The following is a 26264-nucleotide window of genomic DNA, read 5'->3' as shown; positions in this document are numbered from 1 at the left end:
GTCACAAATGACGGCGCCCCCATCCCGCGTCAAGCCCCTTGCGCACGAGTAAAGACCGGCCGCTCACTCCTCTTTCCATGGCGTGGGTTTCCACCAGGTCCCACTTCGCCTGTACCAGGGTCCCTGCTCCCGCTCGGCCCGGATCCGCAGGCCATCATCGCCGCCCTCGATCAGGATGGCGCCATCCTCACCGGTCACCCATTGCTGCGCGCCCTGATAACGCGCCACCACGTCGGGGCGGGGAAATCCCCACTGGTTCATGAAGCCAGCGCTGTGCACGACGAAGGTCGGCCGCACCGCCGCCACAAAGGCCGGGATCGAGGAGGTGCGGCTGCCGTGGTGGGGACTCACCAGCAGGGTGCTCGCCAACCCCTCTCCCCCGCCCTCCCCGCTCTCCAGGGCCAGCAGGCGATGTTCCGCCAACTGCTCGATGTCACCGCTGAGCAGGAGGCGATGCCGTCCGTCGCTGATCTGCACGACGCAGCTGTCGTTGTTGCGCCCCGCCCCCGGTCGCTCGGGCCAGAGCACGCGCAGGTCGAGCCCCTGCCAGCGCCACTGCTGGCCACGGCGACAGGCCTGGGTACTCGGCGCGAACGGGAAGGAGGAGAGCTCGCGGCGCACCGGTATCCCCTGCAGCACAGCCTGCCGGTTGCCCGCGTGATCCCGGTCCCTGTGGCTGATGACGAGGGTATCTATCACCCTCACTCCGAGCCGGTTCAGCACGGGCTGGATGACCGCGTCCGCCATGTTGTAGCCACCGGGGTAGCGATCCCCGGTATCGAAGAGGATGCCGCGCTCTCCCCGGGTGATGAGCACGGAGAGCCCCTGCCCCACGTCCAGCACCCGCACCTGCCAGGGGGCGGGTGTGGGCCAGGCGGCCAGCACCAGGGCCGCCGCCACGGGGAGCAGCAGGAAGCGACCTCCTGGCAGCTGCCGGCCCGCCCACAGCAGGATCAGCAGGGTGCTGGCGGGCATCAGCCAGCCCGGTACCGGCCACCATAGCCGAACCTGACTCGCCAGCCGCGCCAGCCCCCAGAGCACCCATTCCAGGCCAAGATCGGACAGCCAGAGCAGGCCGTGGGCCAGGGTGGTTGAGAGGGGAGCCAGCAGGACGCCGATGAGGGCAAGGGGGATGATCCCGAAGCAGAAAAGCGGCAATGCCAACAGGTTGAGCAGGAGCGCCAGGGGTGCCATCCCCTCGAACAGCAGCAGTTGCAGGGGCAACAACCCGAGCAGCAGCAAGAGTTGCAGGCGCACCAGGCCGGGACGCTCGTGCAGCAGGCTCGCCAGCAACAGCAGGGCCACCGCCAGGAAGGAGAGCCAGAAACCCGCCGAATAGAGGGCGAAGGGATCCCAGAGCGCGATCACCACGAAGGCCCACAGCCAGATGCGGTGGCTCGGCCAGTCCCGTTTCAGCCAGCGCAGCAGGCTCCATACCAGCACCATGATGAGGGCCCGTTCAGTCGCCACCGCAAACCCGGCCAGCCAGCTGTAGGTGGCCGCAAACAGGAGTGACACGCAGATTGCCCCCCGCAACCCGAACAACCTGCCCAGCCACCAGCCGAGCACCGCCACCAGGGCGATATGCTGGCCGGAGATGGCGATGATATGGGTCAGGCCGCTGCCGCGAAAGAGATCCCACTGGGCATCCGTGATGCCCTCCTGCTCCCCGAAGGTGAGTGCCGCCAGCAGGGGGGCCTGCACCAATCCCTGCCAAGCCGTGTCGGCGGCGGTCAGCCAGCGCTCACGCCAGCCCGGCGGCGCTGCCGTCACCTCGATGATCCGGCGCAGATTGCCGGTGGCCGTGATCCCCTTGCCGAGCAGCAGCCGTCGCCCGTCCATCCCTGCTTCGTTCGCGAGGCCATGGGCAGGCTTGAGGCTGGTCACCAGGGTGACGCGACTGCCGGCGGGCAGGGGCGGCAGCGCCTGATAGGCGTTCACCCGCACCAGGGGGGCCGGCGTGAGGGGAAGGGCATCCAGGGTCTCGACCCGCAGCAGCAGGCGCGTAAAATGATCGCGATCTTTGTCGCCGGAGGGCTCCGCACTTTGCACTTGTGCGGTTATGATGTGACTCGTTTTTTTGCCAAGCTGGTCCAGCCAGGCCAGCCGGTAGTGCAGATTTCCCTGCATCCAGAGAATGCCAGACAGTAAAAACAGCAGCCGCCAGCAGCGGCAGGCGGCGAGGGGGAGCGCGAGCAGCAGCATCAGGCCCCCCCATTCCCATGAAGGCAGCCATGGCCAAAGCAGTGAGGAGCTTGCCCCAAGGGCAAACGACAACAGACGCAGATCCATGGAGCAAGTATCTAGCAAGGTTTAAAACATGCCCAAACGAATCATACAGCGCTGGATGCCCGATCAGCAGAGCCTGAAAGAGCACAAGCACTTGCGCCTGTTCGGCAAGCTGCTGCTCGATGCCAACCTCTGGCATCTCAACCGGCGATCCGCCGCAGGGGCCTTCGCGGTCGGCCTCTTCATGGCCTGGATCCCCCTGCCCTGCCAGATGTTGCTGGCGGCCGGGGGGGCCATCCTGTTTCGGGTCAACCTGCCCCTCTCGGTGGCTCTGGTCTGGCTCTCCAACCCCCTGACCATGCCGCCCCTGTTCTATGGCGCCTACCTGACCGGCTGCCAGCTGCTGGGTCGGCACGCCCAGCCCATCGACATCGAGTTTACCTGGGCCTGGCTGATGTCGGTGTTCGAAACGGTGGCACCGCCGCTCTTGCTGGGCTCCCTGGTGCTCGCCCTGCTGAGCTCTCTGATTGGCTATGCCCTGATCCGCACCTTCTGGCGCCTGAGCACGGTACGACAGTGGAAAAAACGCCGGGTGGCGCGGGCATGCTGAGCCGCTGGTTCGCCCGCTTCCGGCTGGATCCGGACACCCTGCGCCAGCAGAAGTGGTTTGCCCTGTTCGGTGAGCGCCTGCTGACCCCCGCCCTCTGGCAGAGAGGGACCCGGGCCCTGTGCGGTGCCGTGGCGGCCGGTCTGTTCGCCAGCTGGATCCCGATGCCCATGCACTCCCTGGTAGCCGTCGCCCTGGCGCTGGCATTCAGCCTCAACCTGCCGCTGGCCCTGCTGGCGGTCTGGTTCAACAACCCGCTGACGCTACCCTTCATGTACCTCTACGCCTATCGCACCGGCTGTCTGGTACTGCGCGAAACCCCGGAGCCCTTCCACCTCACCTGGTCCCTGCACTGGCTGGAGCACGAGGCGGCCACCCTGGTGCCCCCCTTCCTGCTCGGCAGCCTGCTGCTGGCCCTGCTCACTGCCGCCGCCGGCGCCCTGTTCACCCTGCTGATACTGCAACTCGACAGGCTGATCCGCGCCCGCTGAGCAGGCTCCCCCGCGCCCCCGGGGTGCGCGGCTTGCCATCATTTGGCTCTGCCACCACACTCCTTGTAACCCCGGCTTGCCGCCATCCGCCAAGACAAGGAGCCCACCATGGCCGAACCCCTGACCCTGGCCCACGCCAATGGCCGCCCCCTCACTCTGCTGCCCGCCATGGCCAACCGCCACGGCCTCATTACCGGCGCCACCGGCACCGGCAAAACGGTCACCCTGCAGGTGCTGGCAGAGGGCTTCTCCCGCCTCGGGGTCCCCGTCTTTCTGGCGGATGTGAAGGGTGATCTCAGCGGGCTGGGCGCCGCCGGCACCCCGTCCACCAAGCTGGACGCCAGACTGGCACAGCTCGGCATCCCGGCCCCGAGCTTTGCTGCCAACCCCACCCTGTTCTGGGATCTCTTCGCCCTGCAGGGGCACCCGGTGCGGGCCACCGTTTCCGACATGGGGCCGCTGCTGCTCTCCCGTCTGCTCGGTCTGAACGACACCCAGAGCGGGGTGCTGGAGCTGGTGTTCAAGGTGGCAGACGACGAAGGGCTGTTGCTGCTGGATCTCAAGGATCTGCGGGCCATGGTGCAGTTCGCGGGGGACAACGCCAAGACCCTCACCACCCGCTACGGCAACGTATCGACCGCCTCCATCGGCGCCATCCTGCGCAACCTGCTCACTCTGGAGAGCGCCGGGGGCGATCACTTCTTCGGCGAGCCCATGCTGGACATTCAGGATCTGCTGCAGACCGACGAGGCCGGCCACGGCCATATCAATGTACTGGCCGCGGGCAAGCTGACCCAGTCCAGCCGGCTCTATGCCTGCTTCCTGCTCTGGCTGCTCTCCGAGCTGTTCGAGCAATTGCCCGAGGTGGGGGATCCTGACAAGCCCATCCTGGTCTTCTTCTTCGACGAGGCGCACCTCCTGTTCAACGACGCCCCCAAGGCGCTGCTGGAGAAGATCGAGCTGGTGGTTCGACTCATTCGCTCCAAGGGGGTGGGTATCTACTTCGTGACCCAGAGCCCGGCGGACATCCCCGACAGCGTGCTGGGACAGCTCGGCAACCGGGTGCAGCACGCCCTGCGCGCCTTCACCCCGAGCGATCAGAAGGCGGTGCGCATCGCCGCCAACACCCTGCGGGCCAACCCGGCCTTCGATGCCGCCGGCGTCATCACCGAACTCGGCGTCGGCGAGGCGCTCATCTCCCTGCTCGACGAGAAGGGGCGCCCCGGCGTGGTGGAGCGCGCCTTCATCGCCCCGCCGGCCAGCCGTATCGGACCGCTGACCGACGGTGAGCGGCAGGCCCTGATCCAGGGCTCCTTGCTGCACGGCCGCTACGAGACACCGGAGGATCGGGAGTCGGCCTTCGAGCGCCTCAACGGCGCTCGGCCGGCCGTGGCCGCCGATGATCCCCCCCAATCCCGTGGCGAGCCCGAGGGCGGCCTGCTCGATGCCCTCAACGACATCCTCTTTGGCCGCACCGGCCCGCGCGGCGGCCAGCACGACGGAGTGGTACAGACCGCCGCCAAGAGCGTGGCCCGTACCCTGGGCAACGAGGTGGGGCGCCAGCTGGTCCGCGGGGTGCTCGGCTCCCTGCTGGGGGGGGGCAAGCGCCGTCGCTGACGGTGAACACCGCAGGAACGAAAAAGCCCGCCGGGTCTCCCCGGCGGGCTTTTTATTGAACGGATGGCGATGACTCGCTTACAGCACCTTGGCGATGGCGTCGCACAGCGGGTCAATGTTGGCGCGGGTGATACCGGCTACGCTGATCCGGCCGGAGCCGACGATGTAGATGGCGAACTCGCTCTTGAGGCGCTCCACCTGATCCTTGCTGAGACCGGAGAAGGAGAACATGCCGTTCTGCTCGCGGATGAAACCGAAGTCCTGACTCACGCCACGGGCGGCCAGCTTCTCCACCAGCAGTTCGCGCATCTCGCGAATGCGCACCCGCATGGCGGCCACCTCTTCCACCCACTCGGCATAGAGGGCAGGATCGCTCACCACGGCGGTGACGACGGCGGCGCCGTGGGACGGCGGGTTGGAGTAGTTGGCGCGAATGACGGTCTTGACCTGGGTGAAGGCCACGTCGGCCACCGCCTTGGTCGCACAGACCAGGGTGAAGGCCCCGACCCGCTCGTTGTAGAGACCGAAGTTCTTGGAGAAGGAGCTCGCCACCAGCAGCTCGTCGTGGCACTCGGCGAAGATGCGCAGGCCTTCGGCATCTTCCTCGATACCGCGGGCAAAGCCCTGATAGGCGAAGTCGAACAGCGGCAGCCAGCCTGCGGCGGCGCTCTGCTTGGCCAGGGCGCGCCACTGATCAGCGGTCGGGTCGATACCGGTCGGGTTGTGGCAGCAGCCGTGCAGCAGTACCAGATCGCCGGCCTGTGCCTCGGAGAGAGACGCCTGCATGGCGGCAAAGTCGAGCCCCTTGGTCGCCGCATCGTAGTACTTGTACCACTTGACGGTCAGACCCGCGGACTGGAACACGCTGACGTGGTTGGCCCAGGTGGGGTCGGAGATCCAGACGGTCTTGGCGAGATTGTTGCGCACCACGAACTCGGCGGCGATACGCAGGGCACCGGTACCGCCCGGGGCTTGCGCTGTCTTGGCGCGGCCGCTGTTGACGAGGGCGGAGTCCTGCCCAAACAGCAACTGCTGCACGATGCGGCCGTACTCGATATTGCCTTCAATACCGAGGTAATTCTTGGTCTTCTCGTCGGTCAAAAGCTTCTGTTCGGCTTTCTTGACGCAGTGAAGGATAGGAGTGGCACCGGTCTCATCCTTGTAGATCCCGACCCCCAGATTGATCTTGTGGCTGCGAGTGTCGGCACGGAAGGCTTCGGTCAGGCCCAGGATCGGATCCGCTGGGGCGGCAACAACCTTTTCAAACATGGTATTCCCTGTATTCCGTTGAGTTCGTTGGCTGGCAAAGTAGGTTGGCAAACAAAAGCGCCCATCCAGGGAGCGCTCCGCCAACTCTTTATACCACTGCCTTCCATAGGGGAAAACCGCTTTCTCGAGGCAGCAGGGGAGCCTCTCACCCGACCGCGTGCCAATCGGGCGCCAGGGCACAGACTTCCGCCGAGAGACCGTGGCCCGACTCCACCAGATCGCTGCACTGTGCCAGCAATGAGCGAGGGATCCGGCTCGGCTCCCAGGGACGCGAGTCGTGCAGGGGGACCCCGTAGGCCGTCTTGATGGGCACGAGATCCCGTGGCAGCCACCAGCTCGCCGGGCGCCCCAGGCGCTGGGCCAGGGTCAGCACCCTGTCGACCCCGGCAGGATCCAGGGCGGTGAGGTGGCTCCAGAGCGTCTGGGGGGGCAAGGCAGCGATCAGGGGTTGCAAGGTGCCGGGATCCTGGGCCGGATACCAGACCAGCAGGGCATCGGCGGGCAGGTGTACGTCGGCAAAGGCACCGACGACGTCGGTCGTGATCACCCGCTGGATCTCCCCCTCCCCCCAGAGGACCTTGCCAAGCCCCGCCAGGGTGCGGGCGGGCAGCGCCACCTCCCCCAGGGTCTGGAGCCAGGACGTGGCATCGAGCAGGGTGCCCCCGCTGAAGAAGAGGCTGAACGGGCGGGCGGCGCGCAGGCGCAGGGGCAGATCGCTGCACGGCCGGATCCCCTTGTCCTCGAAATCGATCTGCTCGATGGGGCTGAAACCCGTCTCCCCCTTGCGATAGAGGGCCGCCAGCACCCGTTCGTTGACCCTCTCCCCCAGCTGCCAGCCCTGGGTATGAAGCCACTCCTCCGGCTCCGGGGGCGCGCAGGCCATCTCCGCCAGCATCAGCTCGCGGGTCAGGTAGCGCCGCCCGGCCGGGGTCAGCTCGTAGCGATGGTTGCCCAGGGTCAGCAGCAGCTGGTTGTCCTTCAACATGCCGATAAGGGGCTGCCACTGGCGACCGCGAACAATCTGGGGGGCCCCGCTCAACAACTGCTGCGCCAACGCGCGCCACTCGGGGTGAGTGAAATCGATCAAAAGGTATCCTTCCCTGTTGGCCAGCCCTGTTTCAACGAATTGAATAATCTAGCGATTTACGAGAAGAGAGCCAAGGGGACAAGGAAGACAACGTGACCTGGCGCAGGGCCGGAGGGCAAGCCGGACGGCTCGGGCACATCAAGGAAGCAGACAAAACAAAACGGCCAAGCAAGCTTGGCCGTTTACTCACTAAATCCGTGCTAGGACAGGATTAGAAGTTGTATTGCAGAGCAACAGTGAACTCGTCGTCCAGACCGTCGATACCCTGGATCTTGTACTCGGTGTACGCCTTCAGCTTGGAAGTGAAGTTGTACTGTACGCCCAGCAGGGTTTCGTCCAGCATGTCTTCGTAGGAAGAACCGGCAGTGTTGTCCTTGCCTTCCTTGAAGTTGTAGCCAGCCAGGAAGGTCCAGGCGTCGACGTTGTAGGAAGCAGCCAGCTCGTAGCCACGACCTTCACCCTTGTAACCGGTGCTGTCGTTCTTCAGGTCGCCTTCGGTGTACATACCGGCGAAGTAGAAGCCGTTGATGGCGTAGTGTGCGCCCAGAGCCCACTCGGATTTCTCACCGGTGTTGCTGTTGGTGGTCGATTCCAGGTCGGAGTAAGCGTAACCACCGTTGAAGCCCAGACCGAAGTCGAAGTCATAGCCAACTGCGGCAGCATAGGCCCAGTTACGCTTGATGTCCGGGAATTCGGTAGTGAAGGAGTTGCCACCTACGTCGGTAACCTTGACAGCTTCGTCATCGTTGGTCTGGTAGGACAGTTTGCCCTTGAAGCCACCGAAGCTGTTGGAGTAGATAACCTGGCCTTCTTGACGACCGTCGTAGAAGTTACCAGCGTCGCCCCACTCGTTGAAGATATCGGTCGGCTCCAGCACGTCGTAGAACGCGGTGTCGGTCTGGCCGAAGATGATCTTGCCGTACTGGGTGCCGTCGAAGCCAACCCAGATGTGACGGGAGTCAAACTTGTTGTCGGAGTTTTCGGCAGAAACTTGCCACTCGGTCTTGGCGATACCGGACCAGGTGTCGTTCAGAGCAACTTTGCCGGACCAGCCCAGACGGGAGGAACCAACCAGTTCTGCATCTTCATCGTTGTGGTCAGCGTACATGTTAGCCTGAACACGGCCGTAGATATCAAAAGAGGTGCCGTCTTTGTCGTAAACGACAGCAGCGTTGGCTGCGGATGCGAACAGAGCCGGGATAGCAATAGCCAGAATTGTCTTTTTCATAGTTTCCAATGCCTACTGTAATTAAACACTAAGTCCTTGTTATTCCCTGTGTTAGCGATGTTCTTTGCATCACTATGGCGCCGAGACTATCACCGGGTTTTCCAATCCGCAATGAAAAAACTTGGAACTTTTTATGAAAACCATAGTCATAGGGGGATTTTTGTGAGCTGAATCCCACAACGTTTGCCCCACCAGGGTAAACGTTTACAGCGATAGTTGCTGCCCAAAACACCTTTCCTGGTGGTTTATTGCACGCCCCATCCGCCCCATGACATATGTGCAGAGGCACGTCGGCGCTCACTGCCTTCCCTTGCCTCGACCCCGGTCACCTCTTGCGGGTATCCTGTGTTCATTCATCTCCACACGGCCGCACCTTATTTATGCTATCGACTCGCCTCAAAGCCACCATCCGCAATACCTATCGCCAGATTGCCGATGGTTTACCCGGTTTTGTGCCGCGCAAGGAGCAGAACTTTCTGGTGGCCGAAATCGCCAAGACCCTGACGGGGGAATATGACAGGAGTCGCCGCATCCTGGTGGCAGAGGCCGGCACCGGCATCGGCAAATCCCTCTCCTATGCCCAGGGCGCCATCCCGGTGGCACGGCTCACCCAGAAGAAGCTGGTGATCTCCACCGCCACCGTCGCCCTGCAGGAGCAGTTGATCCACAAGGACCTGCCTTTCTACCACCGCCACAGCGAGCTGCCGTTTCGCTTCATGCTGGTCAAGGGGCGCCAGCGTTACTGCTGCGAACACCTGCTGGAGCAGGCGGCGAGCGGCATCGACATGGCCAACTTCGAGCTCGACTTCGGGAGTTTGAGCAAACACAAGCCGTCAGACTCCGACAAGGCGTGCTATGAGGCGTTGTGGCAGGCCTACACGGGGGGCAAGTGGGACGGTGATCGGGACAACTGGCCCAAACCCATCCCCGACGCCTGCTGGGATCGCATCGCCGCCGATCGCCACACCTGCAACAAGGCGCTCAGCCACCACCAGCACTGCCCCTTCCACCGTGCCCGCAACGACATGGACGCCGCCGACGTGCTGGTGGTCAACCATGCCCTGCTGCTCTCCGACCTCACCATGGGGGGCGGCATCATCCTGCCTCCCCCCGACGAGTGCATCTATGTGCTGGATGAGGCTCACCACCTGCCGACCATCGCCCGGGATCACGGCGCAGCGAGCGCCAGCATCAAGGGCTCCCGCCGCTGGCTGGAGAAGCTGGTGCAAAGTGCCGGCAAGCTGGCGCGGGCCCTCAACAAGGAGAGCCTGCTCGATCCCCAGCTGAAGCTGCAGGATGCCCTGGCCTCTTTGCAGCCGGACCTGAAGGCGCTGGAGCAGTGGCTCGGCAGCCACGAGCAGCTGTTTGGCGCCGAGCAGCACCACAGGTTTGCCGACGGTGTCCTGCCCGACCCCCTGCCCATGCTGGCGGAGAACCTGAAAGAGGCGAGCAAGAAGGCGCTGCGGGCGCTGGACAGGATGCAGGGGGCCATCGGCGAGGCGCTCAAAGATGGCGAGATCCGCCGCAAGGAGGCCGAGCCCCTGCTGGCGGAGAGCGGCTTTCACCTGCAGCGCCTGGAAAACTTCTGCGCCCTGTGGGAGATGCTGAGCCGCCACGTGCCCGCCGGCAAAACACCGCTCGCCCGCTGGATGGCCAGGAGCGAGGACGGGGACATCTGGCTGCACGCCTCCCCCATCGAGGTGGGCTATCTGCTGGAAGAGTGGCTCTGGTCCCGCTGCCTCGGGGCCGTGCTGGTCTCTGCCACCCTCACCGCCCTCTCCTCCTTCAGCTATTTCCGCCACCAGGTGGGGCTCAAGGAGCACGATGGCACCCGCTATCTGCGCCTGCGATCCCCCTTCGACTACCACAAGGCCGAGCTCTATCTGCCCAGGATGGCTCATGAACCGAGCGCCCCCGCCTTTACCCAGGAACTGATCGACACCCTGCCTCGCCTGCTGGCAGGCAAGGAGGCGAGCCTGGTGCTCTTCTCCTCCTACCGGCAGATGAACGAGGTGGCGGCGGGGCTCAGGGCCAAGGGGATGTCGCTGCTGGTGCAGGGGGAAGCGTCGCGCAGCGCCCTGCTCCTCTTGCACAAACAGAAGTGCGACGGCGGCCAGGCCAGCATCCTCTTTGGCACCGGCAGTTTCTCCGAGGGGCTGGATCTGCCGGGGCACTACCTCACCAACCTGGTGATCACCAAGTTGCCCTTTGCGGTGCCGAACTCGCCGGTGGAAGAGGCCACCGCCGAGTGGATAGAGCAGCGCGGCGGCAACCCCTTCCTGCAACTGACGGTGCCGGAGGCGTCGCGCAAGCTTATCCAGGCCTGTGGCCGCCTCATCCGCAAAGAGGCGGATCGGGGGCGCGTGACCATTCTCGACCGGCGTCTGTTGACCAAACGCTATGGCAAGGGGCTGCTGGACGCCCTGCCTCCTTTCACCCGGCGAATCGAGTAGGATCGGCTCTCCCGTCGGCAGGGCCGCGCCATAAACGGCTATTGCCGCTCCAGGGCAAACCTGCAAAAATGAGCCCCTATTTTTCAGTGGGCAATCGCCTGACTGTTCAAGGAGATGAAATGAAACTGACTGTTCTGGTGCCGGCCCTGGCTGGTCTGTTGTGGGCAGGTAGCGCCCTGGCTAATAGCCAACTGGAAATAACCAACCCCTATGTGGTCCAGCTCATCGACGGGGAGTCCATCAACCCCAAGCTGCTTGAAAAGACCAGCAGCTTCCCCATCAGCGCCGGCAAGCACCAGTTGGTGGTGGCCTTCGAGGGCAACTACTCCAACCGTAGCGAAATCAAGCTGGTGACCGCCGAGCCCCTGGTGATCAACTTCACCGCCGCCGACAACCAGACCCTGGTGCTGGACTACAAGAAGCCCCGCAACGAAGCGGAAGCCAAGGCCTTCCTGAAAGATCAGAAAGTGGTCCTCAAGGACAAGGCCAGCGGCCAGACCGTCGAGAGCGAGCAGTTCGTCATGCCGACCGTGGGTGGCTTCCAGCTGACCCGCGACTATCAGCAGGAGCTGATCAATATGGGCAAGGCCTTCAACCAGCCCAAGACCGTCGCCATCTCCAGCGCCGCCGTGATGGCCGCCGCCAGTGCACCGGCCGAAGTGGCCCCGAGCAAGGCCCAGAGCAACCCCGAAGCCCTGACCCAGATGCAGAACTGGTACAACAAGGCCGATGCGGAGACCCGCAAAGCCTTCCAGATCTGGGTCATCCAGCAGCAATAAGGGCGCATCGCACGCCTGTATAGAGGGGAGCCTGGCTCCCCTTTTTCATATCCATCCGGATAGGCTCCGCATGTCACTTCGTATCTTCTATCACCCCCACTACTCCGCCCTGGTGCTGCCCGAGCGCCACCGCTTCCCCCTGGCCAAGTACCAGGCGCTGCATCGGCAGCTGTCGACAGAGGGGTATCCGCTTCTCGAGGCCCCCACCGCGAGCCGCGAGCAGATAGTGCGGGTCCATGAGGCCAACTTTGTGGATGCTGCCCTCCAGGGGTGCCTCGACCAAGCCGCCATCCGCCGGCTCGGTTTCCCCTGGTCCCCCATGCTGATTGAACGTACCCTGCGTTCGGTGGGGGCCACCCTGGCAGCCAGCCGTCACGCCCTGACGCACGGCTGCGGCCTGCAGATCTCCGGTGGTTATCACCACGCCCACCGGGACTTTGGCAGCGGCTTCTGCCTGTTCAACGATCTGGTGATTGCGGCGAGGGCCTGCCTGGACGAGGGGCGCTGCGAGCAGGTGCTGATCGTGGATCTCGATGTCCATCAGGGGGATGGCAGCGCCGCCCTGTGTGCAGGCAGCCGCGACATCATCACCCTCTCCCTGCACGGGGAGCACAACTTTCCCCGCCACAAGCCTGCCTCCCACCTGGACTTCCCGCTGCCCACCGGCATGGAGGACGATGCCTACCTCACTACCCTGGAGCAGGCACTGAGCCTGGCGCTTCGCCTCTATCAACCCGACCTCATCCTCTATCAGGCCGGGGTGGACGTACACCGGGACGACGAGCTCGGCTACCTCTCTTTGAGCGATCAGGGGGTACGCCGGCGCGATGCCATGGTCTTTGACTGTGCCCGGCGCCACGGCCTGCCCATTGCCGCCGTGCCCGGTGGCGGCTACCGGCGCGACTGGCAGCGGTTGATCCCCTTGCACATGTCTCTGTTCGAGGAGGCCAGACGCCGCTACGGCTAGCACATGGCGATGCTCACCCCCCTCCCGGCCACAAAAAAGGCGGCACCTGGGCCACCTCTTCTTTATATAAAGCACAACAACGCCAGCCCTCCCCCTCTCCCCCAGCCGTGCCCCCCGGAAAGGCCCGTCAGAGATCGCCCCTATGAAGGCGTCAGAGAAGCCCGACAGTCCTCAGGCATGGGCCACCGGCGTCGGGTGTTCTCCCATTTTGCGCAGCAGCATCAGCAGATAGATAAACGACACGCAGGCGATCACGATGAACAGCAGGTTGTCCGAGTAGCGCTGCATCAGGAGTGCCGTCAGGGTCGGGCCGAGCAGGCTGCCGATGGTGTAGCTCAGCAGCAGCGCCTGGTTCATGGCCACCAGCTGATGGTGCGCCACTTTTTCGCAGGCCCAGGCCATGGCCACGGGGTAGAGCGTAAAACACGCGGCCCCCAGCATAAACAGCGCCGGTCCCATGACGGCACCGCCGAGCATCGCCATGCACCCCAGGATCACGGCAAACACCTGCACCCGCAGCACAGGCAAGCGCCCGAAGCGCTCCGCCAGACGGCCGATGGGCCACTGCCCCAGAATGCCGGCGCTGACCATCACCGCCATCCAGAAGCCGATGCCGGAGTCGCTCACCCCCTGACGGTTGAGATAAAGAGGCATCAGCCCATAGAGAGAGCCCAGCACCATGCCGGAGATGATGCAGCCGTTGACCCCCAGCCGGGCCTGGCGAAGGCGCAGCATGGGCCACACCAGGGCACTCGTCTCCTGTTCGCTGCGCGCGTTGACGATGCGGGCAAACAGCAGCGGCAAGACGGCTGCCAGTACCAGGGCGCTCACCCAGGGGAGGACATCCATCAGCCCCGTCGATACCTTGCTGACCAGCAGTTGCCCGAGCACTGTGCCCAGGTAATAGACCATCATGTAGGCCGCCAGCAGACGGCCCCGGTTGCGCGCATTGCCGCTGCACATGAGGGCGCTCTCCACCACCACCCAGATGATGGCGCAGCCCACACCGGCGATGAAGCGCCATGTCAGCCAGCTCCAGAACCCCTGGGTGACCCCCAGGCCGACGCAGCCTGCGGCAAAGATGGCAGACGCCAGGTAGTAGCTGCGATTGAACCCGAGGCGCTTGATCAGCGACCCCGCCAGCAGGGTGCCCAGCAGGTTACCGGTAAAATAGGAGGAGCCGACCATGCCCACCTGCCAGGTCGGCAGATTGTCGTGGGCGAGCCAGAGCGGCACCAGGGTGTTCAATACCGCGATGGCCAGGGTCAGCAACAGCAGGCCACAGAGCAGAAGCAGCACCGGGCGGGAATATGTGGTCATGGATAAAACCGTGGGGAGAGGCAAAATGCGAGCGCATCATGCCACCGCCAATGCCATTGTCAATCGGCGCTGAGTAGGGATCGCAAGGTGTGGCGGCACGCCGCTCTTGCCAAGCACCACGGCCCCCCCTTAACGCTAACCCTATCCTCTTGATTAACTAGCGCTTTAGCCATGATGACGATCATGGGCCGGTTGAGCATCGACCTTGTGGCCTCTCCACAACCCTGAAGGCCCAAACAAGAAGAGGCGACCCTTGGGCCGCCTCTTCTTGATATCGAGCACTGTTTACATCGCACACTATGCCGGTCAGCGCTGGCGCTTCTTGGCGTACTTGCGACGGGCCCGGGCCTGGCGCTCCTCTTCCCGCTCGGCCTTCTCCTTGGCCTTCTGTTCGGCCTCGGCTTCGGCCTCCACGATCTCGGCCCTCACCATCTCCGGGGTCTCCAGGGAGATGCGGCCCAGCATGCCGGAGCGGAATTCGTTGACCAGGATCTCGGACGCCTTGTGCAGATCCGCCAGGCCCCCCTTGCGCATGAAACCGCGCTGGCGAGCGATGAGATCCAGCAGCTCGATCTCGGTTTCGGGCAGCTCGCTCAACTGGTAGCGCGCCTTGATCCGCTCCGGATAGGCCTTGATGAAGTAGTCGGCGGCGAACATGGCGATGTCGGCGTAGTCGAAGACGGTGTCCTTGATGGCCGCGGTGATCGCCAGGCGATAGCCACAGGAGGGCGGGTTGAGCTTGGGCCAGAGGAAGCCCGGGGTATCCGTCAGGATGACGTGGTTGTCCAGCTTGATCCGCTGCTGGGACTTGGTCACCCCCGCCTCGTTGCCGGTCTTGGCGATGATGCGACCCGCCAGGGTGTTGATCAGGGTGGACTTGCCCACGTTGGGGATGCCCATGATCATGGCGCGCACCCCGCGCAGCTCGAAGTTGCGCTCCGGCAGCATCTCGTGGCACAGGGTCAGCAACTGCTTGATCTTCTCCGGCTCCTGCTGGGTCAGGGGCAATGCCTTGATCCCCTTCTCCTGCTCCATGTGGGCCACCCAGAGCGCGGTGATCTCGGGGTCGGCGAGGTCTGCCTTGTTCAGCACCTTGATCACCGGCGTCTCGCCGCGCAGCTCCGGCACCAGGGGGTTCTCGCTGGAGAAGGGAATGCGGGCGTCGAGCATCTCGATGATGACATCGACCTGGGGCATGACCTCTGCAATCTCTTTGCGGGCCTTGTGCATGTGGCCGGGGAACCAGTTGATGGACATATCCGTTACTCTCTCATTGGAATGCGGGCCCCTCTCGGGGCTGCGGGCGCTCGGGGCTGCGGGCGCGTGGTGATGCGCCAGACTGCTGGCACTCATCGCAAGGGGGCGCATTTTACCTGCTGCGGCCCCGATTTGACAGGCCATTCTGGCCGGGTGTTGTCACCCCGGTGGCGGATGCCCGTGGCGCCCCCGGGCCGGGAGCGTCCGCACACGACCAGCATAACTCATTGATATAAGATAACATTTACAAGGCACCTTCACCGTATTGTCATCTCTCTTCACTAAAAGTGTCATCTGCCCCCTCTAGGCTGCGCTCAGGTTTCACAAGGAGCGAACCCCAATGAGAAAGATGGCAGGACTTGCAGTGATGATAGGCGCCGCCCTGGCCGCCGGCTGCAACTCCAACAACGACAGCACCACCCCGGAACCCAGCGCCAGGAACGTGATCTTCTTCCTCGGGGACGGCATGGGCCTCAACACCCTGACCGCCTCCCGCATCTACGGCGTCGGTGAAGAGGGCAGCCTCACCATCGACACCCTGCCCGAGACAGCCTTCATCAAGACCTTCTCCCACGACGCCCAGGTGACCGACTCGGCCCCCTCCATGTCCGCCTACATGACCGGGGTCAAGAGCAACAACGGCGTCATCAGCATGGACAGCGACGCCACCCAGGAGAGCGACTGCAGCCAGAGTGCAGGCAAGCCGGTCACCACCCTGCTGGAGCTGGCCAAGGCCGATGGCCGCGGCACCGGCGTCGTCACCACCACCCGGGTGACCCACGCCACCCCGGCCGCCACCTATGCCCACATCTGCAACCGGGATCTGGAGGCCGACATCGCCGCCCAGCTGGTGCCGGGCGGTGCCGGTTACAACAGCGCCTTGAAAGAGGGGCTGGACGTGGTGCTGGGAGGCGGCAGCGGCTTCTTCAAGCCCCTGGCCGACAAGGGCAAGCGGGAAGACGGTCGCAACCTCATCACCGAGATGCAGGCGCAAGGCTACCAGTTTGCCAGCACCCTGGATGAGCTGGATAAGGCCGAGGCCGGCAAGCCGCTGCTGGGCCTGTTCGGCTCAAGCCACATGAAATACGACCTGGACAGGCCCGCCAGCGAGCCATCTCTGGCCCAGATGACCCTGGCCGCCATCAAGCAGCTCAAGGATAAAGAGAAGGGCTACTTCCTGATGGTGGAAGGGGGGCGCATCGACCATGCCCTGCACGACACCAACGCCAAGCGCGCCCTGCAGGACACCCTCGCCTTCGACGACGCCATCCAGGCCGCCATCGAGGAGGTGAAGAAAACGGACCCCGAGCTGAAGAACACCCTGATCGTGGTCACCGCCGACCATGACCACACCCTGGTGCTCAACGGCTACGCCAAGCGCACCGGCAAGACCACGGCCGGCAATCCGGGCGTGCTCGGGCTGGTGAAGAACTACGAGACCGGCGAACCGAGCAAGGACAGCGATGGCATGCCCTACACCATCATCGGCTTTGGCAATGGCTACAACCGGGTGGACGGTCCGCGCAGCAGCGTGGCGCCCCTTGACGACGCCACCGTCTCCGCCGACGACTATCACCAGGAGGTCGTGGTCAAGGTGGGCGAGATAGGCAACGAGACCCACGGTGGTACCGATGTCTTCCTCGGCGCCATCGGCCAGGGAGCGGAGAGCTTCCACGGCTCACTCGACAACACCGCCGTCTTCGGCAAGGTCAAGGCTGCGGCCAAGCTGTAAGGGAATACAGGATGAACATCACCATGAACAAGACGCTGGTCTGCACCGCCCTGCTCGGCACCCTTTACGGGACACTGGGGGGCCTCTCCCAGGCGCACGCCGCCGACGCCAAAAACGTGATCCTCTTCATTGGCGACGGCATGGGCCCCACCGTGCTCACTGCCACCCGCCTCTACAAGGTGGGGGAAGAGGGGGATCTCGAGATGATGAAGCTGGCGCGCAGCGCCCGCATCAAGACCTTCTCCCACGATGCCCAGACCACGGACTCCGCCCCCTCCATGGCGGCCTACACCACGGGCGTCAAGATGAACAACGAGGTGATCGCCATGAGCAGCGACACCAGGGCCGTGGCGCCGGCCAAGGATGCCAACGGCAACAAGGGCATCAACAACTGCACCAGCGACAACGGCACCCCGGTGCCGACCATCCTCGAGCTGGCCAAGGCGGCGGGCAAGTCGGTGGGGGCTGTCACCACCACCGAGTTGACCCATGCCACCCCCGCGGCCACCTATTCCCACATCTGCCACCGGGATGCGGCCTACGCCATCGCCGAGCAGGCGGTGCCGGGCAGCGCCGGTTTCAACCAGGCGCTGGGGGACGGGGTGGATGTGCTGATGGGGGGCGGTGCCAACCACTGGACGCCCTACAGCGACAGTAACAAGGGCGGCCGGGCCGACGGCCGGGATCTGACCGCCGAGCTGAGCGCCCAGGGGTACAGCTATGTCACCACCAGGAGCGATCTCGCCAAGGTCGAGAGCGGCAAGGTGCTGGGCCTGTTCAGCGCCAAGTCCCACCTCGACTACGAGCTGGACCGGGTTGCCAAGGGGGCGGCCAGCACCCAGCCGTCCCTCTCCGAGATGACCGCCAAGGCGATCGATCTGCTCAGCCAGAATAGTCAGGGCTACTTCCTGATGGTGGAAGGGGGCCGCATCGACCACGCCCTGCACGCCACCAACGCCAAACGGTCGCTCACCGATGCGGTGGCGCTGGACGAGGCGGTCAAGACGGCGCTGGGCAAGGTCGACCTGAAGGATACCCTGATCGTGGTCACCGCCGACCACGACCACACCATGACCATCAACGGCTACGCCGCCAAGGGCAACCCTGTGCTGGATCTGGTCAAGAACGGTGACGGCTCCACGCAGAACGACGTGGACGGCAAGCCGTTCACTACCCTGGTGTTCGGCAACGGCCCCAACCGCCAGGATCAGCGCCCCACCCTCACCAGCGAGCAGGTGATGGCGGATGACTACCTGCAGGAGACCGGGGTCAAGCTGGGTTCCGAGACCCATGGCGGGGGCGATGTCATGCTGTTTGCAGACGGTGCCGGCAGCGGACGCTTCAAGGGGACGCTGGACAACACCAAGGTGTTCGGCAAGCTCAGGGAGGCGCTCGGCCTGTGAGCGAGGGAGGCCCGGCCTGCGCCGGGCCTCTTCGCCATCGAGCGATGAACCATGAGACGAACCTTACTTCCGCTGTGGCTCTTGGGCTGCACCCTCTCCTTCCCCCTCCTGGCCGATGAAGTCCCCGATCTGGCCGCCCGCATCCGCTACGAGGACAGGGTCACCGGCAGCGACGGCATCGCCCGGGAGAACCAGTGGCAGGAGAAGTGGTTGCGGGTCGGCAACCAGGTGTGGAGCCAGCGGCTCATTCCCCTCCCCCTGGCCCGGGCCTATCACGCAACCCATGACGCCCGCCCGGGTCACAAGCACTTCACCCACCAGATGGCCGCCCGCTGGGTCACCCAGGACGAGCAGGGCGCACTGCAACTGCGTTACGCCGACGCCTGGCACAGCCAGCTGGTGGAGGTACCGCCGGAGGAGTATGGCCAGGTGGCCTTCAAGCCCGACTGGGATCGCCTGCGCCACCTGGTGGACCCGGCCCTGCTGCAAGGCATGACCCCCCTGGAGGAGGACGCCCCCCCGCAGGCGCGCTGGTTCGAACGCCGGGAAGGCAAGCAGCGTACCCGCATCCTCTGGTCACATCAGTGGCAGATCCCCCTGGTGGTGGAGTCCGCAAGCCTCGACGGCTATCGCAGCTACCGGATGGAGGTGACCCTCAAATCCCTGCCCAAGACCCTGCCCTGGCAACAGCTGGACGGGTACCAGGCGATGGATCTGCGCGACTTCTTCGACTGAGCCCCTGCCCCGGACGGGCAGGCTGACATTGCGTAACGGGATGTTACACTCTTGAGTACTCATCCCGGATACTGTCTCCCATGCGCCTCGTCACCCTGCTCCTGCTGCTCTGCCCCACGCTCTTCACCTCCCTCCCGGCCCGGGCCGTGGTGGTCGTGGCCGCTGACATCCCCCCCTATGTCATTCGCTCCCAGCAGGGAGCTCCGAGCGGCATGGCCATCGAGGTGCTGGAAGAGGCGGCCCGCCGCCTCGGGGAGACGCTCGAGATCGAGCTGATGCCGCTCGCCCGCGCCCTCAGCCAGACCCGCCATCGGCCGGATGTCCTGCTGCTGCCACCCGCCAGGAATCCCCAGCGAGAATCCCAGTTTCTCTGGATTGCCCCCCTGCTGGAGGAGGCCTTCGTGCTGGTCAGCCACCGCAACCATCACCCGGCCCCCCTCACCGTTGCGGATCTGCCCGGCCTCACCGTGGGAGCGATGCGGGGCTCCCATGGCCAGAGTCTGATCCCGCTCCTCGAGGGCGTGACCCAGGAGCTGGTCAGCGAAGAGATCAACAATGCCAGCAAGCTGGCGCGGGGCCGCATCCAGGGCTGGGCCGTAGCCTGGAATACCGCCCGCTACAACCAGCAGCGGGCCGGTCTGCCCCTCCCGGATCTGGTGCGTGGCCAGACCTTGCAGCGGAGCACCCTCTACCTGGCCGCCAGTCCCCGCTTCTCTCCGAGCGAGGCGATGCGCTGGCGCAGGGTCATCCAGGAGATGCGACAGGATGGTAGCCTCGCTCACATCCTTTTCCAGTACGATTATCAGGCACCCTGAATTGCCAAAGCCCCCCAGAATGGTTATGGTATCCCCATGAAAGCACTCATGATTTTTTCCAACCTGCTCACACCCCGCTGAGCCCCCGCCCTCGCCCCGCCGCGCGAGTCGCCCGGGGGCATCGCGCTTGCGATCGTGACACACCATCCAACCCTTTTCCGACCAGCCTGCCCGCCATGCTGGTCTCGTCAGCCATTGATAAGGAATACCCTATGAAACAACCTCATCTCGTCATCTCCAGCCTGGACCTGGATCGCATCGAACAGCTGCTCGGCAGCCACCCGCAGCACCTGGCCCTGCAGGAGGAGCTGGATCGCGCCGAGATCCGCGAACCCGCCGACATGCCGCCGGACGTGGTGACCATGAACAGCACGGTGCGCTTCAAGATGCAAAACAGCGGCAACGACTTCTGCCTGACCCTGGTCTACCCGAAGGACGTGCAGGGGGACGAGTCGAAGATCTCCGTGCTGGCCCCCGTCGGCAGCGCCCTGCTCGGGCTGAAAGTCGGCGACAGCATCGCCTGGCCGGGCCCGGCCGGTCGCACCATCCAGGTGGAGATCCTGGAAGTGGTCTATCAGCCGGAGCGCGCCGGCGAGCTGCACCGCTGAAGAGGTCGGGCACGCGCCTCCCCGGGAGATGTGTGCCCAGACCCGGTATCAAATCAGAGCCCCTTCCTTTCGTTCTCTCTCACCACAGGCCTGAAGCCCCTTGGGCTGTGGCCAGCTCCTGAGATGTCACTCTGGTGGCAGATCCCTCTCCCCTGCCAGATAACGCTCCTTTCGAAACCGAATTTTTCACCGACACCACCGCCTGAAATTTTGCACTTGAACCGGCGCCATTAGATAGATATGTTGTTTTCGTGTGGTTTTATGAGTCGCCACGAGGGAGAAAAGCGCCCATAACTTATTGAGTCTTCTGGCACAATCAGATTTCGGTACATTTTTCACTCAAGGCGGCATTCATAGAATCTCATATGGGGCTTTTGCCCCGACCAAGACAATAATCCTGTCTTGCCTGCTGCCGGATGCAGCAGTCTCTTGTGCCATGGAGTCGCACGGGAGCAGGTTCAAGGCCGAACACACTTTCGACAGAGACGTCATTTATGATCAAAAAACTCATTCTCTCTACCCTGCTGCTCTGCGGGCTGGCCCATGCTGCCCCCAGCTCCACCCTGGATGCCGTGCTGGAGCGCGGTGTGCTGCGCGTCGGCTTCGACGCCGGCTACCAACCCTTCGAGATGACCAACAAGCAGGGCCAGTACATCGGCTTTGACGTGGATCTGGCCAAGATGGTCGCCAAGGAGATGGGCGTGAAGGTGGAGTTCGTCAACACCGCCTGGGACGGCATCATCCCGGCCCTCTTGACCGACAAGTTCGACGTCATCATGGGCGGCATGACGGTCACGCCCCAGCGTAACCTGCGTGTGAACTTCGCCGATCCCTACATCGTCGTTGGCCAGACCATCGTCCTGCGCAAGGACAAGGCGGGCGAGATCAAGTCCTTCAGCGATCTGAACGATCCCAAGTACAAGATCGCGGTCAAGCTCGGCACCACGGGCGAGCAGGCGGTCAAGCGCATGATCCCGAAAGCCACCCTGCTGCAGTTTGAAACCCAGGACGACGCCAAGCTGGAAGTGATCAACGGCAAGGTGGATGCCTTCGTCTACGACCTGCCCTACAACGCTATCTTCGCCTCCCAGAACACCGGCGCCGTGGTGCACCTGGACAAGCCCTTCACCTTCGAGCCGCTGGCCTGGGCCATCCGCAAAGGGGATCAGGACACCCTCAACTGGCTGAACAACTACCTGCGCCAGATCAAGGGCGACGGCAGCTACGACCGTCTCTACAAGAAGTGGTTTGAATCCACCGCCTGGTTGAACCAGCTGAAATAACCTCTCAAGGGGCGGTTCGCCGCCCCTTACCCGCAGACTTCACCACAATAACGACAAGAGAGGTTGTGAACGTGATCAACCCCAAACTCACAAGACAGATGGAAAAACAGCCCAACCTGCTGCTCTGGCACGGCGTCTTCCTGCTGCTGGTGCTGGCCGCCATCTTCGGCATCTACAAGGCCGTACAGGCGGTGGACTACACCTGGCGCTGGGAGCGTATTCCCCAGTACATCGCCTATCAGGCTGAACAGAAACACTACGCCGAGTTTGACGGCACCGTGATTGCCGAGAAGGGGCAGCTCTTCCTGCAAGACGATCTCGACCCCAATCGCCGTCAGGCCATTGGCACCGAACATGTCCAGGTAGCCGAAGGGGACACCGTCTTCCTCGGCGATACCCTCGACTCCCAATTCAGCTGGACCGCAGGCCCCATCGCCTGGGGCATCTGGGTCACCGTCAAGCTATCCCTGGTGGCGGGCGTCTTCGCCATCCTGCTCGGCACCCTGGCCGGGCTTGCACGACTCTCACCCAACCCGGCCCTGCGCAACCTGGCCGTGACCTATGTGGAGCTTATTCGCGGCACCCCGCTGCTGGTGCAGATCTTCATCGTCTACTTCTTTATCGGCACTGTACTCAATCTGGATCGCTTCACCGCCGGGGTGGCAGCCCTCGCAGTCTTCACCGGTGCCTACGTGGCCGAAATCGTGCGCGCCGGCATCAGCTCCATCCACAAGGGGCAGATGGAAGCGGGCAGAAGCCTCGGCATGACCTCGGCCCAGACCATGCGCTACGTCATCCTGCCCCAGGCATTCAAGCGGGTACTGCCGCCGCTGGCGGGCCAGTTCATCAACCTCATCAAGGACTCCTCCCTGGTGTCGGTCATCTCCATCACGGATCTCACCAAGGCGGGGCGCGAGGTGGTCAGCTCCACCTTCAGCCCGTTCGAGGTGTGGTTCACCGTGGCCCTGCTCTATCTGGTGCTCACCGGCACCCTCTCCTTCCTGGTGCGTCGTCTGGAGGTGAAATATGCGCGCAGCAACTGATCCCATCATCCGTGCAGCCGGGGTAGAGAAGTTCTACGGCACCGAGGTACACGCCCTGAAGAACGTCAGCACCCAGGTGGCGGAAGGGGAAGTGGTGGTGATCGTGGGCCCGAGCGGCTCGGGCAAGTCCACCTTCCTGCGCACCCTCAACCAGCTCGAGACCATCAACGACGGTGACATCGTCGTCGACGGCATCAGCCTCACCGAGCCCGGCGACGTCAACAAGCTGCGGGAGGAGGTGGGCATGGTGTTCCAGTCCTTCAATCTCTTCCCCCATCTGACGGTGCTGGACAACATCTGCCTCGCTCCCCAGAAGGTGCGGGGGCTGTCGCGCAAGGATGCGGAGGACAGAGCCAAGAATCTGCTGCTCAAGGTGGGGCTCTCCAACAAGGCCCAGAGTTACCCCTCCCAGCTTTCGGGCGGCCAGCAGCAGCGGGTGGCCATCGCCCGGGCGCTCGCCATGCAGCCGCGCATCATGCTGTTTGACGAGCCCACCAGTGCCCTCGACCCCGAGATGGTGGGGGAAGTGCTGGACGTCATGAAGGGGCTCGCCCGCGAGGGAATGACCATGGTGGTGGTGACCCACGAGATGGGCTTCGCCCGGGAAGTGGCGGATCGGGTGCTCTTCATGGAGAGCGGCGAGCTGCTGGTGGACGAGAAGCCGGCGGATTTCTTCGACAATCCCCCCTCCCCTCGCCTGCGCCAGTTCCTGAGCCAGGTGCTATAAGCCTGGTGTTATGACAACCGCTGTGGCTTAGACCATCCAACGCGCCCCCACCTGCGCCAGTTTCTGAGCCAGGTGTTGTAACCCGCGATGCACAAACACGAAGAGGGAGCCCATGGCTCCCTCTTTCATGCCTCTCTTCGTCATCCACACCCGGGCCATTCCACTGGCCCCTCCCTTGCCGCAGCCTCTCGCCGTCGGGTTGTTCACCACCCGGACGGGACAAGTATGTTAATGAAATTTTAAATTCATCCGGTATGCTGACATCCAACTGGTCCAACCGGATGCCTCACATGGATGTGCAACTGCTCCTGCTCTACCTCTCGCCCCTCTTTCTGGCCTTTATCGGCTGGGAAATGCTCTACCTGCGCAAGCATGGCGCCGCCTTTCCCACCGCAGGCTACCAGTGGAAGGATCTCTTCGCCAACGCCACCCTGGCGCTGATGCACCAGGGGGGCGATGCCCTGGCGGCCATCGCCATCGCCTACCTCTATGACGCCCTCTGGGGCTGGCGGCTGCTGGACATAGATCTGAACGTCTGGAGCCTGTTGCTGCTCTTCCTGCTGCAGGATCTCTGCTACTGGCTGTTCCACTTCGCGAGCCACCATGTGCGCTGGCTCTGGGCCTCCCACGTGGTGCACCACAGCTCGGAGCGGCTCAACCTCTCCACCGCCTTCCGCCAGAGCCTGACCTACCCCGTCTCCGGTATGTGGCTGTTCTGGATCCCCATGATCCTCATCGGCTTCCCGCCCGAGGCGGTGGTCACGACCGTGCTCTTGAGCCTGGGCTTTCAGTTCTTCGTCCACACCCAGGTGGTGGGCAAGCTCGGCTGGCTGGAGTGGATCTTCAACACCCCCTCCCACCACAGGGTGCACCACGCCAGCAACGCCAGATATATCGATCGCAACTTCGCCGGGGTGCTCATCATCTGGGACAGGCTGTTTGGCACCTTCGTGGAGGAAGACCCCGCCGAGCCGTGCCGCTTCGGCATCACCAAGCCCATTCACAGCTTCAACCCCCTCACCCTCACCTTCCACGAGTGGCGCGACATGCTGCAAGAGGCCCGGGGCCTCCCCTGGCGGCAGAAGCTCGCCGTGCTGTTCGGCAAACCGGCGGGCCCCGCCAGCCGCTGAGCACGCACTGCAGACAACCCGCAGACAAAAAGAGAGCGCCCCTTGGGCGCTCTCTTGCATTGGGTCACCACCTCACTCAAACGTGGGCAAAGGACCAGATGGCGGGAATGAGGCTCAGCAGCGTCACCCCGGCCAGCAACCGCTCGCGTCCGCTGAGCCGCTGCCCGGCCCCGAGCTGGCGACGGCTGTAGAGGAACAGCAGCAGACCCGGCCCGTAGAGCAACAAGGAGAGCAGCAGATACTCCACCCCGGCGGCATAGAGCAGCCAGAGACCATAGCCGCTCGACACCAGCGCCACCGCCCGCATCAGGCCATTGCCCTCCCTACGCAAGGAGAGCTTGAGCAGGAACAGGCCGATCAGCAGGTAGGGCACCAGGATCATGGAGGTGGAGATGAGCAGCAGGTTGGTGTAGCCCTTGCCAAGCAGCCACACCAGCAGCAGACAGCCCTGCACCGTCAGGCTGGTGAGCCAGAGCGAGGCGATGGGGGTGCCGTTGTCGTTCTGGCGCCGGAAGATGGCCGGGAAGGCGCCGTGGCGCGCCGCACTGAACGGCACCTCGGCCGAGAAGAGGGTCCAGCTCACGTAGGAGGCGAGCACCGACACGATGAGGCCGGCGCTGATGAGCAGCTTGCCCCAGGAGCCCGTCATCTGGGCCATCAGTCCCGCCATGGAGGGATTGGGCAGGGCCGCAAGCTCGGGGCGACTCAGGATCCCGAGCGCCAGCACCGAAATGAGCACATAGAGCAGCAGCGCCAGCACCACGCCGAGCACGGTGGCCGTGCCCACGTCCCGCTTGTTTCTCGCCCGGGCAGACAGCACCGCCGCCCCCTCGATGCCGGTGAAGACCCAGAGAGTGATGAGCATGGTGTTGCGCACCTGCTCGGAGACCGGCACCGCCAGGGTGCTGCCCTCCTGATCCGCCGCGAAAGTGACCGGATCGAACCAGTAGCAGGCGAACAGGATGAACAGCAGCAGCGGCAGGCTCTTGGCCAGGGTCGCCACCAGGTTGAACAGGGCCGCCTGCTGCACGCCGCGGGCCACCAGCAGGTGCACCGCCCAGAGGATGCAGGACTCGCCGATGAAGGCCGCCAGGGTATTGCCCTCGCCAAACCAGACCCGCTCCGGGGTGTCGACGAAGCTGCCCAGCGCCGCGAAGGCGATCACCAGATAGCCCACCACGCCGATGGTGGCGCAGAGCCAATAGCCCCAGGCGGAGAAGAAGCCCACCAGCTCGCCGAAACCGGCCCGGGCATAACTGTAGATGCCGCCATCGAGCTCGGGTTTGAGTCGCGACAGGTAGAGGAAACTCGCGGCCAGCGCCAGGATGCCGACCCCGGTCACGGCCCAGCCGATCAGCACAGCGCGGGCCCCCGCTACATCGGCCATGTTCTGGGGCAGGCTGAAGACGCCCGCCCCCACCATGGAGCTGAACACCAGGGCGGTGAGGGACCAGAGCCCGATCTTGCTCTCTTTCATGGGCTCT

22 protein-coding genes are annotated in these 26264 nt (G+C 64.1%); 15 read left to right on the top strand and 7 right to left on the bottom strand.

Annotated elements, in window-relative coordinates:
* Nucleotides 1–63: 63 nt before the first annotated feature.
* Entirely contained in the window at nucleotides 64–2292 is a 2229-nt protein-coding gene (locus J9885_RS19055) for a DNA internalization-related competence protein ComEC/Rec2 (protein WP_210550402.1), read from the bottom strand.
* A 28-nt stretch (nucleotides 2293–2320) separates the two neighbouring features.
* Here J9885_RS19055 and J9885_RS19050 point away from each other — a divergent pair, with 28 nt between their 5' ends.
* From J9885_RS19050 to J9885_RS19040, 3 genes are all read left to right on the top strand, one after another.
* A complete protein-coding gene (locus J9885_RS19050; RefSeq protein WP_210550401.1) occupies nucleotides 2321–2839 on the top strand; it encodes a DUF2062 domain-containing protein in 519 nt (172 codons plus the stop codon).
* Nucleotides 2833–3327 (top strand): DUF2062 domain-containing protein, encoded by a 495-nt coding sequence (locus J9885_RS19045; protein WP_210550459.1) that lies wholly within the window; start codon nucleotides 2833–2835, stop codon nucleotides 3325–3327. The genes J9885_RS19050 and J9885_RS19045 overlap by 7 nt, the downstream gene beginning before the upstream one ends.
* A 108-nt stretch (nucleotides 3328–3435) precedes the next feature.
* A complete protein-coding gene (locus tag J9885_RS19040; protein WP_210550400.1) occupies nucleotides 3436–4944 on the top strand; it encodes a helicase HerA-like domain-containing protein in 1509 nt (502 codons plus the stop codon).
* 78 nt (nucleotides 4945–5022) lie between these two features.
* Here J9885_RS19040 and J9885_RS19035 read toward each other — a convergent pair whose 3' ends face one another.
* From J9885_RS19035 to J9885_RS19025, 3 genes are all read right to left on the bottom strand, one after another.
* Complete coding sequence (locus J9885_RS19035) at nucleotides 5023–6213, bottom strand: amino acid aminotransferase (RefSeq protein WP_134697194.1); 1191 nt, start codon at nucleotides 6211–6213, stop codon at nucleotides 5023–5025.
* A gap of 145 nt (nucleotides 6214–6358) precedes the next feature.
* The gene (locus J9885_RS19030; RefSeq protein ID WP_210550399.1) at nucleotides 6359–7300 is read right to left on the bottom strand and encodes a hypothetical protein; all 942 of its coding nucleotides are present in this window, start codon (nucleotides 7298–7300) and stop codon (nucleotides 6359–6361) included.
* A gap of 211 nt (nucleotides 7301–7511) precedes the next feature.
* Nucleotides 7512–8528, bottom strand: coding sequence for a porin (locus J9885_RS19025; RefSeq protein ID WP_210550398.1), 1017 nt, complete (start codon nucleotides 8526–8528; stop codon nucleotides 7512–7514).
* 380 nt (nucleotides 8529–8908) lie between these two features.
* On the opposite strand from J9885_RS19025, the gene dinG reads away from it, so the two are divergent.
* The 3 genes from dinG to J9885_RS19010 all read left to right on the top strand — a co-directional run bounded on the left by dinG (nucleotide 8909) and on the right by J9885_RS19010 (nucleotide 12727).
* Nucleotides 8909–10981 carry an ATP-dependent DNA helicase DinG gene (gene dinG / locus J9885_RS19020; RefSeq protein WP_210550397.1) on the top strand — a complete coding sequence of 691 codons (2073 nt, stop codon included), beginning with the start codon at nucleotides 8909–8911 and terminating at the stop codon, nucleotides 10979–10981.
* Between the two features lie 119 nt (nucleotides 10982–11100).
* Entirely contained in the window at nucleotides 11101–11760 is a 660-nt protein-coding gene (locus J9885_RS19015; protein WP_043759504.1) for a DUF2057 domain-containing protein, read from the top strand.
* A gap of 70 nt (nucleotides 11761–11830) precedes the next feature.
* Complete coding sequence (locus J9885_RS19010) at nucleotides 11831–12727, top strand: histone deacetylase (protein ID WP_210550396.1); 897 nt, start codon at nucleotides 11831–11833, stop codon at nucleotides 12725–12727.
* A 171-nt stretch (nucleotides 12728–12898) separates the two neighbouring features.
* On the opposite strand, the gene J9885_RS19005 is transcribed toward J9885_RS19010, so the two are convergent.
* Together J9885_RS19005 and ylqF are read right to left on the bottom strand one after the other, a co-directional pair.
* On the bottom strand, nucleotides 12899–14047 hold the full coding sequence (locus J9885_RS19005; protein ID WP_210550395.1) for an MFS transporter: 1149 nt from the start codon (nucleotides 14045–14047) through the stop codon (nucleotides 12899–12901).
* Nucleotides 14048–14353: 306 nt separating this feature from the next.
* A complete protein-coding gene (ylqF, locus tag J9885_RS19000; RefSeq protein ID WP_210550394.1) occupies nucleotides 14354–15304 on the bottom strand; it encodes a ribosome biogenesis GTPase YlqF in 951 nt (316 codons plus the stop codon).
* A 340-nt stretch (nucleotides 15305–15644) separates the two neighbouring features.
* Here ylqF and J9885_RS18995 point away from each other — a divergent pair, with 340 nt between their 5' ends.
* The 9 genes from J9885_RS18995 to J9885_RS18955 all read left to right on the top strand — a co-directional run bounded on the left by J9885_RS18995 (nucleotide 15645) and on the right by J9885_RS18955 (nucleotide 24780).
* Nucleotides 15645–17036, top strand: coding sequence for an alkaline phosphatase (locus J9885_RS18995; RefSeq protein WP_210550393.1), 1392 nt, complete (start codon nucleotides 15645–15647; stop codon nucleotides 17034–17036).
* A gap of 11 nt (nucleotides 17037–17047) precedes the next feature.
* Nucleotides 17048–18439: an alkaline phosphatase gene (locus J9885_RS18990; RefSeq protein WP_210550392.1), complete on the top strand. Its 1392-nt coding sequence runs from the start codon at nucleotides 17048–17050 to the stop codon at nucleotides 18437–18439.
* A 51-nt stretch (nucleotides 18440–18490) separates the two neighbouring features.
* Nucleotides 18491–19174 (top strand): hypothetical protein, encoded by a 684-nt coding sequence (locus J9885_RS18985; RefSeq protein WP_210550391.1) that lies wholly within the window; start codon nucleotides 18491–18493, stop codon nucleotides 19172–19174.
* 80 nt (nucleotides 19175–19254) lie between these two features.
* Nucleotides 19255–19989, top strand: coding sequence for a transporter substrate-binding domain-containing protein (locus tag J9885_RS18980; protein WP_210550390.1), 735 nt, complete (start codon nucleotides 19255–19257; stop codon nucleotides 19987–19989).
* A 212-nt stretch (nucleotides 19990–20201) separates the two neighbouring features.
* Nucleotides 20202–20597 (top strand): nucleoside diphosphate kinase regulator, encoded by a 396-nt coding sequence (gene rnk, locus J9885_RS18975; RefSeq protein ID WP_043759486.1) that lies wholly within the window; start codon nucleotides 20202–20204, stop codon nucleotides 20595–20597.
* A 494-nt stretch (nucleotides 20598–21091) separates the two neighbouring features.
* A complete protein-coding gene (locus J9885_RS18970; RefSeq protein ID WP_043759484.1) occupies nucleotides 21092–21880 on the top strand; it encodes a transporter substrate-binding domain-containing protein in 789 nt (262 codons plus the stop codon).
* 98 nt (nucleotides 21881–21978) lie between these two features.
* A complete protein-coding gene (locus J9885_RS18965; RefSeq protein ID WP_043759603.1) occupies nucleotides 21979–22923 on the top strand; it encodes an amino acid ABC transporter permease in 945 nt (314 codons plus the stop codon).
* On the top strand, nucleotides 22907–23650 hold the full coding sequence (locus J9885_RS18960) for an amino acid ABC transporter ATP-binding protein (RefSeq protein ID WP_043759481.1): 744 nt from the start codon (nucleotides 22907–22909) through the stop codon (nucleotides 23648–23650). Before J9885_RS18965 ends, J9885_RS18960 begins: the two co-directional genes overlap by 17 nt.
* Nucleotides 23651–23940: 290 nt before the next feature.
* On the top strand, nucleotides 23941–24780 hold the full coding sequence (locus J9885_RS18955) for a sterol desaturase family protein (RefSeq protein WP_167576596.1): 840 nt from the start codon (nucleotides 23941–23943) through the stop codon (nucleotides 24778–24780).
* Nucleotides 24781–24856: 76 nt separating this feature from the next.
* Here J9885_RS18955 and J9885_RS18950 read toward each other — a convergent pair whose 3' ends face one another.
* Complete coding sequence (locus tag J9885_RS18950; RefSeq protein ID WP_134695157.1) at nucleotides 24857–26257, bottom strand: basic amino acid/polyamine antiporter; 1401 nt, start codon at nucleotides 26255–26257, stop codon at nucleotides 24857–24859.
* Nucleotides 26258–26264: the final 7 nt, after the last annotated feature.

The sequence above is a fragment of the Aeromonas sp. SrichE-2G genome (genome assembly GCF_017939565.1).
Classification (GTDB): domain Bacteria; phylum Pseudomonadota; class Gammaproteobacteria; order Enterobacterales; family Aeromonadaceae; genus Aeromonas; species Aeromonas taiwanensis.
The sequence above is the reverse complement of the archived record's forward strand: the minus strand, read 5'-3'. Positions and strand labels throughout refer to the sequence as shown.